Source organism: Shewanella sp. c952, assembly GCF_019654975.1.
In the GTDB taxonomy this organism is placed as follows: domain Bacteria; phylum Pseudomonadota; class Gammaproteobacteria; order Enterobacterales; family Shewanellaceae; genus Shewanella.
In genome coordinates, this window is sequence record NZ_BPEW01000063.1 from 1 (window position 1) to 9,362 (window position 9,362).

The 9,362-nt window shown below is 42.9% G+C and carries 12 protein-coding genes; 5 read left to right on the top strand and 7 right to left on the bottom strand.

Annotation, left to right across the window (positions count from 1 at the left end; genetic code table 11):
* From K5R16_RS21625 to ccmA, 6 genes are all read right to left on the bottom strand, one after another.
* The coding region (locus K5R16_RS21625; RefSeq protein WP_220739314.1) for a valyl-tRNA synthetase at nucleotides 1-86 on the bottom strand (86 nt) is incomplete at its 3' end.
* A gap of 100 nt (nucleotides 87-186) precedes the next feature.
* Nucleotides 187-681, bottom strand: a complete 495-nt coding sequence (gene ccmE / locus K5R16_RS21630) for a cytochrome c maturation protein CcmE (RefSeq protein WP_220740439.1) — start codon at nucleotides 679-681, stop codon at nucleotides 187-189.
* The gene (gene ccmD, locus K5R16_RS21635) at nucleotides 681-878 is read right to left on the bottom strand and encodes a heme exporter protein CcmD (protein ID WP_020912159.1); all 198 of its coding nucleotides are present in this window, start codon (nucleotides 876-878) and stop codon (nucleotides 681-683) included. Before ccmD ends, ccmE begins: the two co-directional genes overlap by 1 nt.
* Entirely contained in the window at nucleotides 878-1,624 is a 747-nt protein-coding gene (locus K5R16_RS21640) for a heme ABC transporter permease (protein ID WP_020912160.1), read from the bottom strand. Before K5R16_RS21640 ends, ccmD begins: the two co-directional genes overlap by 1 nt.
* Nucleotide 1,625: 1 nt before the next feature.
* Nucleotides 1,626-2,312 carry a heme exporter protein CcmB gene (gene ccmB, locus K5R16_RS21645; RefSeq protein ID WP_020912161.1) on the bottom strand — a complete coding sequence of 229 codons (687 nt, stop codon included), beginning with the start codon at nucleotides 2,310-2,312 and terminating at the stop codon, nucleotides 1,626-1,628.
* Nucleotides 2,313-2,321: 9 nt separating this feature from the next.
* Entirely contained in the window at nucleotides 2,322-2,972 is a 651-nt protein-coding gene (gene ccmA / locus K5R16_RS21650; protein ID WP_220740441.1) for a cytochrome c biogenesis heme-transporting ATPase CcmA, read from the bottom strand.
* A 321-nt stretch (nucleotides 2,973-3,293) separates the two neighbouring features.
* Here ccmA and K5R16_RS21655 point away from each other — a divergent pair, with 321 nt between their 5' ends.
* Entirely contained in the window at nucleotides 3,294-3,587 is a 294-nt protein-coding gene (locus tag K5R16_RS21655) for a cytochrome c5 family protein (RefSeq protein WP_220740443.1), read from the top strand.
* 61 nt (nucleotides 3,588-3,648) lie between these two features.
* Here the strand turns inward: K5R16_RS21655 and ccmI are convergent, their stop codons facing one another.
* The gene (ccmI, locus tag K5R16_RS21660; RefSeq protein WP_220740445.1) at nucleotides 3,649-4,902 is read right to left on the bottom strand and encodes a c-type cytochrome biogenesis protein CcmI; all 1,254 of its coding nucleotides are present in this window, start codon (nucleotides 4,900-4,902) and stop codon (nucleotides 3,649-3,651) included.
* A gap of 432 nt (nucleotides 4,903-5,334) precedes the next feature.
* Between ccmI and K5R16_RS21665 the strand changes: the two genes are divergently transcribed.
* The 4 genes from K5R16_RS21665 to K5R16_RS21680 are packed head-to-tail and all read left to right on the top strand — an operon-like array spanning nucleotide 5,335 to nucleotide 8,933.
* Nucleotides 5,335-7,314 carry a heme lyase CcmF/NrfE family subunit gene (locus K5R16_RS21665; RefSeq protein ID WP_220740447.1) on the top strand — a complete coding sequence of 660 codons (1,980 nt, stop codon included), beginning with the start codon at nucleotides 5,335-5,337 and terminating at the stop codon, nucleotides 7,312-7,314.
* A gap of 16 nt (nucleotides 7,315-7,330) precedes the next feature.
* Complete coding sequence (locus tag K5R16_RS21670) at nucleotides 7,331-7,885, top strand: DsbE family thiol:disulfide interchange protein (RefSeq protein ID WP_220740449.1); 555 nt, start codon at nucleotides 7,331-7,333, stop codon at nucleotides 7,883-7,885.
* The gene (gene nrfF, locus K5R16_RS21675; protein ID WP_374758418.1) at nucleotides 7,882-8,364 is read left to right on the top strand and encodes a heme lyase NrfEFG subunit NrfF; all 483 of its coding nucleotides are present in this window, start codon (nucleotides 7,882-7,884) and stop codon (nucleotides 8,362-8,364) included. Before K5R16_RS21670 ends, nrfF begins: the two co-directional genes overlap by 4 nt.
* The gene (locus tag K5R16_RS21680) at nucleotides 8,361-8,933 is read left to right on the top strand and encodes a TlpA disulfide reductase family protein (RefSeq protein ID WP_220740451.1); all 573 of its coding nucleotides are present in this window, start codon (nucleotides 8,361-8,363) and stop codon (nucleotides 8,931-8,933) included. Before nrfF ends, K5R16_RS21680 begins: the two co-directional genes overlap by 4 nt.
* Nucleotides 8,934-9,362: the final 429 nt, after the last annotated feature.

The window sequence follows — 9,362 nt, forward strand, 5'->3', positions numbered from 1 at the left end:
TATACCTGGCTCACGACTGCTAATTTAAAGCCTAATGTGTAATCACGTTGTGTACGTTTACAGTTGATTGAACTTGAAGGTTTCATAGACAAGTCTCCAAAGTGTCAACTTATCTCAGGACGGGACAGTACTTTACACAAAAAAGCCTTCAATAAATGAAGGCTTTTTGGTTGATAGCGTCAGTGGTTACTTGTAACCGCCAGCCTTTGATTGGTCTTTGCTATAATCAAGCTTTTCGTGAGTCTGCCCCATAGCTTCAGCAACCTCAGGAGGCATGTAGTTCTCATCATGCTTAGCAAGAACTTCTGTAGCCTCTAACGTACCTGGAGCTGATAAAACGCCTTGAGCAACGATACCTTGGCCCTCACGGAATAGATCTGGTAACAGGTCGTCATAAGTTACGATAATCTCACCGCCAGCAGCGTCATGTACAGCAAACTCTACATGAAGGCTGTCAGGATCACGAACCATAGAGCCGATAGTTACCATGCCGCCGACGCGGATACGTTGGCCGATCTCAGGCATTACACCAGTATCTTTCTTACCTTGAACAATTTCAGTAGGTGTAAAGAAAAGATTCAAGTTTGAATTTAGTGCATATAACAGTAGCGAGGCGATTGCAGCCACACCACCAATTAGAGCTACAGCTAGGGTTAAGCGTTTTTTTCTTCTTGGATTCACTATTTAGTACTCCGAGTTTCTTTTAATCGTTCTTCTCGCTGAATCTTCTTCGCGATCTCTACTAACACTTTTCGTTTCTGTCTAACACTCATCACGACGAGCGTTCCGAGAGAGAAGAAGGTGACACCGTAAGCAAGCCATACATAAAAAGCATAGCCGCCCATATTAAAAAATTCACTAATTGAGTCGAATTGCATTATTTGACCCCTTCTGCTTTAGCAAGTTCACGCACCCATGGACGCATTCCATTTCGTGCCAAAATTTCTGATCTAAATCTCACTAATGTAATTGCTGCGATCATAAGACCGAAACCAAATATGTTAATTAGTAATGGATATAACATATCAGTCGACATCGTGGATTTTTCAGTAATACGGATAGTAGACGGCTGATGTAGTGAGCTCCACCAGTCAACAGAATACTTAATAATTGGGATATTAATGACACCAACAATGGCTAGGATCCCTGCTGCTCTAGCTGCCAGCACTTTATCTTCAAATGATGCGTAAAGAGAAATCACACCTAGATAAAGGAATAGCAACACTAGTTCAGACGTTAGGCGTGCATCCCAAACCCACCAAGTGCCCCACATAGGTTTACCCCAAGTTGCGCCTGTTACAAGTGCAATAAAGGTAATAACAGCGCCAATAGGAGCGATAGATGCAGCAGCCCAATCGGCAGATTTTATTTGCCAAACAAGGCCAATGAATGAACATGTGGCCATACCCATGTATGCGGCCATAGACATTGAAGCTGCCGGTACATGAATGAAGATAATACGATAGCTGTCACCCTGCTGATAATCGGTTGGGGCAAAACCTAAGCCCCAAATAGTGCCTATACCGATAAAAGCAATTGCTAAGGTAGCAAACCAAGGCAATAGTGTGCTCGAAAGCTTGTAAGCGCGTTCTGGATCCGCGTATGAATGTAACCATTTCCACATTTTAGTTAGTACTCACTCGTAAGGAAGCACCAATAGCGAATGGTGCTAACGTTAATGAACCGATCAACATGGCGCCGATTATAGCGAGTTGACCATCATAAGGTAAATTCATACCAGCAGCATCAATGGCACTGGTAGCAAAAATTAATACCGGAATATATAGCGGTAAAATGAGCAAGCTTAATAGCACGCCACCTTTACGTAATCCGACAGTCAATGCCACACCAATAGCTCCTAGTAGGCTTAATACTGGAGTCCCAAGAGCTAATGTCGCGATTAGCGCACCGTAGCTATTAGTGTCTAGGTGTAACAGAACTGCTAATAAAGGTGCCACTAAAATTAAAGGTACACCTGTTAATATCCAATGTGCCAGTACTTTTGCTAAAACCATTAGTGGCAGAGGTTGTGGGCTTAGCAACATTTGCTCAAGACTACCATCGACATAGTCAGCTTTGAATAAACGTTCTAATGACAACATAGATGCAAGGAGTGCTGCTACCCAAATAATACCAGGCGCGACTCGTGTCAATACTTGCGGCTCAGGCCCTATACCTAATGGAAACAGAGTGACTACCAATACAAAAAACAATAACGGATTAAAAATATCACCGCGATGACGGACTGCAATCTGTAGGTCTCGTTTGAGTAACGTACCGAATGCTTGGGTATAACTGATACCTTTTTTCATTGCTAATTCCTAAACAAAGCGATAATCAAGACGAATTTTACGCAAGATGTCATCACCAATTACGCCCATATCCTGATGGGTCGTTAAAATGACACAACCGCCACGTTTAGCATGAGCTAAAAATAGATGTTCAAGTTCTTCTACGCCCTTTTTATCGATCGCTGTAAAAGGTTCATCAAGTAGCCAAATTTTACAGTTCGTATGCCAAAGTCTCGCTAGTGCAGTACGTCGATGCTGCCCTGCTGAGAGGTGGCCTGCTAACGCTTCTTCAAAACCTGATAAATTTACTTTTGAAAGGATTTCGCGTGTATCAAAGCCATCATACCCGCTGATTCTTAAATTGAAGTTAAGATTTTCCTCAGCGGTTAGTTCACTTTTAACACCGGCGAGGTGGCCGAGGTATAATAACTCATCGTTATACTCGTCTCGACAGCGGTTGATGTCTTCGCCTTTAAAGTTGATTTGGCCAGCGTATGGACGAGACAAACCCGCAATAATTCGTAATAGACTTGTTTTGCCCGCGCCATTAGGGCCTTCGATTTGAACAATCTCGCCTTCGGTGATCTCAAAGCTAAGTTCGTCAAAAAGAATACGTTCTTCTCTAATACAAGTTAGGTTACTAGCTGATACCAGTGTTGTTGCTTTTAATTGTTCTACCACTGAGCCCTCTATATCATGCCATCTAAAAACACAAGTGATACTAACACATAGACTTTCAAGCGTTTAGTTTCGTGTCGTGCTAAGTGTCAGCAATTTGATGTAGTTCGAATATTAGAAAGTTTTTAGGAACTTTTTAAACATTTGCTAATATATTAACGTTTTTGAGAACTATGTCTTGCCAAACGGCTTTTAACGCGATTTAAATCACAAATAGATGCCATTTGGTGAAGTTTGTAGTAACCTAGCGCTGCGATAATAAGTCTGCCGCATCCTATAAGGGCAGCGTGAGCTTTGTTAGAATTTGCATTAGGAACCTATAAAATGAAAAAATTATTAGCACTGACTGCAGCTGCTGCATTAACTTTGTCTACAAGTGCTTTTGCTCAAGATGGCAAAGCTGTCTACGACAAAGCTTGTCAAGTTTGTCACAGCATGGGCGTTGCTGGCGCACCAAAAGCACATGACGCTGCAGCATGGGAGCCTCGCTTAGCGAAAGGCGCCGACGCACTAGTATCAAGTGTTAAATCAGGCCTAAACGCAATGCCACCAGGTGGCATGTGTACTGATTGTTCAGATGAAGACTACAAGAAAGCAATTGAGTTTATGTCAAAGTAAGCTTTTTGTTGATATAAAAAAACCGGCTAATAGCCGGTTTTTTTATGGATGTAATTTGAAATTACTGAACTTGGGTATCGAGAACCAATTGCCCAGTATCACCAACTTTAATCATCGCTAGTTTACCTTGGATATCGCCTGCTTGTGGCTTAACGCTGCCATGCTTTGATAGCACTGCAATCACTTCGACTGCTTTAGCATCGCTTAGCTTAACATTGCCGCCCATGTTAGTGCTGTCATCCAGTGTAATAGAAGCAGGTAGTGAGTCCGCTGATACTTTAGTTGCCGCCAAAGGAACCTTAGGCCCTTCAGTTGAACGCGCAAAGATGAACAACATATCAGTGCTAGAAACCTGTGCTTGTAGCTCTGGAGAGATAGATACCTCTATCGTCACAGTCTGAGCCGTTGCCTTAGGCTTTACACTTTTATGTGCATCATCATTTGGCATTTCGCCTTCAGCATTCATTCTCATTTTTGCGCTGTCGATAGCATTGATAATCGCACTGCGATCAACATCTTTACGTTCGCTGTCCAAAATCAATTGCCATGCATCGATAGCAGTTTGATACTCAGCAGAGAAGAATGAGTCCATACCCACAAGTAATAATGTTGATGGGTCAGAAGCATCAAGTGCTAGCGACTGGTCAATAAGAGCCTGAACTGCCGGCGTCATCTGCTGATTCGAACGGTAGTATAGGGCTGTAGCCTTAGGGCCTAGCAACTCAGCGTGCACACCGACGATTTCCATCGTTTTGTCAAATGCCATGATGGCATCGTCATAACGATTAGCTGAAATATAGGTATGACCAAGACTAAACCATAACTGACTGTTTTCAGGTTCAGCTTGAGCTTGGGCTTCCATCATCTCTACTCGCTGAGACATCATTTGCGCCGCATCCATACCTGAATGCGCTTCATTAGCTGTCATCGGCTTGTCTAAGTTTTCATATGCACCCAGTGTTGAGTACATATAGCCTGAAATGCCCAGAATCACTGCTGACATCACAGCTGGCCAGGCAACACTTTTTGGCTTAACTTTATTGACTAGAGATTCATCATCTCCCTGTTTCATATCTTGAAGTAGGCTTATTTCGAGCTCTTTCTTAAGTGCATCGAATTCAGCTTGATCAAGTAAATCTTCTTCGACTTCTTTCTCTAAAACAGAAAGACGTTCATTAAATAATTCTAAGTTGGTGCTTTTGCGAACACCGGCTTCTTCTGTCCGTCGCATTTGCTGCTGACGAAAATGTGGGAACCAAATCAGCGCAAGGCTGACCAACACAAATAAGGCTATCAAGATCCAGAATGTGGTCATTATGTCTATTTCACTTTAGTTTGCGAAAAAGCGGATTCACCGCTGAACTAGGGATAAGATTATACGTAAAGATTATTCATTGAACAGTAATATAACCTGAAATCGTCATAGTTGCGTACTTGTTCACAGATTGATTTTATTTGCAAAATAACTCGAAACTTAACGGAACTTCTTGAGTCTGACTTAAAAATCCCACTAAATATGCTCAGTTTACGGTGGAATTTTTGAACAACTGTTTATGTGTTGCCCGTAATAAGATAGGGAAAGAATGAGACAAGTCACCCATATTTGTACGAAATAGGCAGACAGGAACAATAGCAAATACTAAACTGAGCTAAATTTGTACCCTTTTTAGTAGTGTTAACTACGGATTCGTGTGTAATGATATTAGCGTATGCTTATCAATACATGATTTAGGACTGAGGAAAACCCATGATCCCAGAATTAGGACACTTTTCGCTGATTATCGGTGTGGCATTTGCCATACTTTTAGCCATCGTCCCTTTAGTAGGTGTAGCTCGCAAAGACCAATACTTGGTGCGCTATGCTTGGCCATTAACATACGGAATGTTCTTTTTTATTCTGTTCTCCGTTGTCGTGCTCGGCTATAGCTTTGCCGTCGACGATTTTTCCGTCGCTTATGTAGCGCATCATTCGAATTCCGAATTGCCAATCTTCTTCAAGATTGCTGCAGTCTGGGGTGGCCATGAAGGTTCATTGCTGTTTTGGGTTTTCTCATTATCAGCTTGGGCAGCCGCAGTCGCACTGTTTAGTAAAGGCTTAGAAGAGGTCTTTACTGCACGTGTTCTTGCGGTTCTAGCCATGATTTTGATTGGTTTCTCATTATTCATGCTACTGACCTCTAGCCCTTTTGAGCGTCTATTCCCGATACCAATGGAAGGACGTGACCTTAACCCAATGTTGCAAGATGTTGGCTTAATCTTCCACCCTCCTATGTTGTACCTAGGTTATGTAGGTTTCTCAGTAAGCTTTGCATTTGCTATTGCAGCGTTAATGAGTGGTCGTTTGGATTCTGCTTGGGCTCGTTGGAGCCGTCCTTGGACATTGGCTGCTTGGGTATTCTTAACCGGTGGTATCGCGCTTGGTTCGTGGTGGGCTTATTATGAACTTGGCTGGGGCGGTTGGTGGTTCTGGGATCCAGTTGAGAACGCATCATTTATGCCTTGGTTGATTGGTACTGCTCTGGTTCACTCACTTATTGTGACTGAAAAGCGTGGCGCTTTCCGTAACTGGACTGTTTTACTGTCAATTTTCGCATTCTCGCTAAGTTTATTAGGGACCTTTATTGTACGTTCTGGTGTACTAACATCTGTGCATTCATTTGCTGCAGACCCAAGTCGAGGAATGTTCATTCTGCTCTTGCTCGGGCTAGCCGTCGGCGGTTCGTTAACCTTGTTTGCTTTCAGAGCGAGCGAGATGAAGAGTCCTGCGCGCTTCCAGCTTAAGTCGAAAGAGACAATGCTGCTGGTGTGTAACTTATTGCTAACTGTAGCGTGTGGTACCGTTTTACTTGGTACGCTTTACCCACTGCTGATCGATGCATTAGGAATGGGCAAGATTTCTGTAGGCCCTCCATACTTCAACGCCGTATTTGTTCCAATTGTACTTGTACTGTTTTGTTTCATGGGCATTGGTCCAGTGATCCGCTGGAAAAAGTCAAAAGATGGTGAGTTGAAACGTCAGATTCTGATCCCTGCGGCTATAGCTTCGGTAGTTGGACTTGCTGCGCCGTTTCTTGCCGGTGGTGAGTTTAACATCTGGGTTGTGTTCGGTATTGGTACTGCGACTTGGGTAACAATCATGACATTCCGAGCTGCTTACAATATGGTTAAGACCAAAGAAGGCCCAGTCGATATGACTCGCCTTGGTCGAAGCCAGCTCGGTATGATTATTGCGCATCTAGGTATTGCTGTGTCAGTTGTCGGCGCAACGATGGTTTCTAACTACTCTATTGAGAAAAGTGTCCGTATGGGACCTGGTATCTCTCAAGAGTTAGCGGGCTACACCTTTAAATATATTGAGACCAAAAACGTAGTGGGTCCTAACTACACTGCGCAGCAAGGTCAGATAGAAGTTTACCAAGGTGATGATTACGTCACATTATTAAGACCTGATCGCCGTCAATATAATGTTCGTACTATGGATATGACTGAAGCCGGTATCGATTGGGGTTTATTCCGTGACCTTTATGTCACAATGGGTGACCCAATCAGCCGTACCGAGTTTGCTGTTCGTCTTAACTATAAGCCATTCGTTCGCTGGTTATGGTTCGGATCAATCTTTATGATGGTTGGTGGTTTCTTTGCAGCATCTGATAAGCGTTACAGAGTTAAAGCAAAAAGCACTGATAAGAAAGCCGCAGACGGCAGTGATAAATTAGCAACGGCATAATTGGAATAGGGTGAGTATGAAAAAGCTAGTTTTATTTCTTCCACTAGTTGTGTTTTTAGGTTTGGGGGTGTTCCTTTACAAGGGGCTCTTCCTAAACCCTCAAAAGCTCGACTCTGCTCTAGAAGGAAAGCCGATCCCGACTTTCGAATTAGAGGTTTTGGAAAAGTCAGGGGAGACTTTGACTAATGAGACACTTAAAGGGAAAGTTTCTCTGCTGAATGTGTGGGCGACATGGTGTCCTTCATGTAAGTACGAACATCCTTTCCTAATGACCTTGGCGCGCAAAGATATTTTGCCTATCTACGGTATTAACTACCGTGATGAGCGAGCGTTAGCAGTTCGTGAATTAAGTCGTGAAGGTAACCCTTACGCGATTAATATCTATGATCATAACGGTCGTCTAGGTTTAGATCTAGGTGTCTATGGCGCTCCTGAAAGTTTCCTTGTCGATCATAAAGGAATTATTCGTTACAGATATGCGGGGCCAATTGACTCTCGTGTCTGGAAAGAAACCCTTTACCCAATGGTTCAAGAGTTACAGGCTGAAGCCGCAAAGGATGGTGCATCATGATTAAGATATTAGTTAAGAGTCTTTCTGCTCTTGTGCTATTACTGAGCATGGCATCAGTAGCTAATGCTACTCCGGTAGATACTTATGAATTTAAGTCACCAGAAAACCAAAAGCGTGCACTGTCTTTAGCGCATTCATTGCGTTGTCCTCAGTGTCAGAATCAAAACCTAATTGATTCAAACTCGCCCGTTGCCCAAGATCTTCGTTTAGAAGTATTCGAGATGGTTGACGAAGGCAAAAATGACGATGAAATTGTTGAATTTATGACAAGTCGTTACGGTGAGTTCGTGCTTTATAAACCAAGAATGGAAGCCAAGACTTATGTTCTTTGGTTAGGCCCTATCGGTTTATTAATATTTGGTGGCTTTATTGGTTTTCTCTTTATACGCAAACAGCGTATTGCAGAAAGCAATACTGACGAGCTAACTTCGGAAGATCTGCAAGAACTTGATCGCCTTTTGAAGCGAGAGACTAAATGAAAAACATAGTATTTGGACTCTTTGCTGTCGTGCTAATGTTTGCAGGGCAAGCGCAAGCTTACCCTGGTATGCAAAAGCAAGGTGAAAAGGAGATCCAATCAAGTGTTGATCAAATTAGTGTTCTGCCTAAGCCATTCCCAATAGAAGCTGTTCCTTTTAAAGACAGTCAGGGTAAACCTGTCGATTTTAGTCAGTACAAAGGAAAAGTTATCATGGTCAACATGTGGGCCACTTGGTGTCCCCCATGTGTGAGAGAGCTACCGGCTATTAGTCGGTTCTCTGACAAAATTGGTTCCGAAGAGTTTGAAGTTCTTCCGGTATCGATAGATCTAGACGGTAACAAGCAAGTTGAGCCATTCCTTAAATCATTAGGAATGGAAAACTTCACTACTTATTACGATAAAGAGCAAAGCTTAAGTGATGTATTCCCTTTGGATACCATTCCGGCTACCTTTATACTTAATAGGGACGGTGAGTTAATTGCGTTTGTTCGTACTTTCGTAGATTGGGACGATGACAAGGCCGTTACACTGATAAAAGGTTTTTTAGAGCAAACGCAGTCGCAGTGAATTACTGAGTAAGCTTAAATAGACTATATAAAGGGGCTTTTAGCCCCTTTTTTGTGCGTATCGTTTGAGAAATGTCCGCTTAGGCGTATTATTGCATTTTTTCTCATTTAGCCCCTTGTGCTCTGTCAGGATTTCCCTATAATGCGCATCCACTGACACTGCACAGCAGGCCAACTAACTAAACGAAAGCTTAGATAGTACGGGACTTGCAGCGGTGTTAGAGAGATTAACTTCTTCGGAAATTAACCTCAGGTGACAAACGCTTTAAGGGCTTCGGGTAATGCTTCTTTTCACGAGAGTGATTAAGAAATCATCGCTTGAAAAACTTCTTAAAATAAGCGCTTGACGCCGCCACTGGAGAGTGTAGAATACGCCTCCTCAAGCCAACGACCTAGCGTCTTCGGCGAAGTATGAAAGATGACTTCACGC

Excerpts from the sequence above, each read along its gene's own strand:
- ccmD (WP_020912159.1), bottom strand. The coding sequence starts at position 878 with ATGCAATTCGACTCAATTAGTGAATTTTTTAATATGGGCGGCTATGCT.
- K5R16_RS21640 (WP_020912160.1), bottom strand. The coding sequence starts at position 1,624 with ATGTGGAAATGGTTACATTCATACGCGGATCCAGAACGCGCTTACAAG.
- ccmB (WP_020912161.1), bottom strand. The coding sequence starts at position 2,312 with ATGAAAAAAGGTATCAGTTATACCCAAGCATTCGGTACGTTACTCAAA.
- K5R16_RS21655 (WP_220740443.1), top strand. The coding sequence starts at position 3,294 with ATGAAAAAATTATTAGCACTGACTGCAGCTGCTGCATTAACTTTGTCT.
- ccmI (WP_220740445.1), bottom strand. The coding sequence starts at position 4,902 with ATGACCACATTCTGGATCTTGATAGCCTTATTTGTGTTGGTCAGCCTT.
- K5R16_RS21665 (WP_220740447.1), top strand. The coding sequence starts at position 5,335 with ATGATCCCAGAATTAGGACACTTTTCGCTGATTATCGGTGTGGCATTT.
- K5R16_RS21670 (WP_220740449.1), top strand. The coding sequence starts at position 7,331 with ATGAAAAAGCTAGTTTTATTTCTTCCACTAGTTGTGTTTTTAGGTTTG.
- nrfF (WP_374758418.1), top strand. The coding sequence starts at position 7,882 with ATGATTAAGATATTAGTTAAGAGTCTTTCTGCTCTTGTGCTATTACTG.
- K5R16_RS21680 (WP_220740451.1), top strand. The coding sequence starts at position 8,361 with ATGAAAAACATAGTATTTGGACTCTTTGCTGTCGTGCTAATGTTTGCA.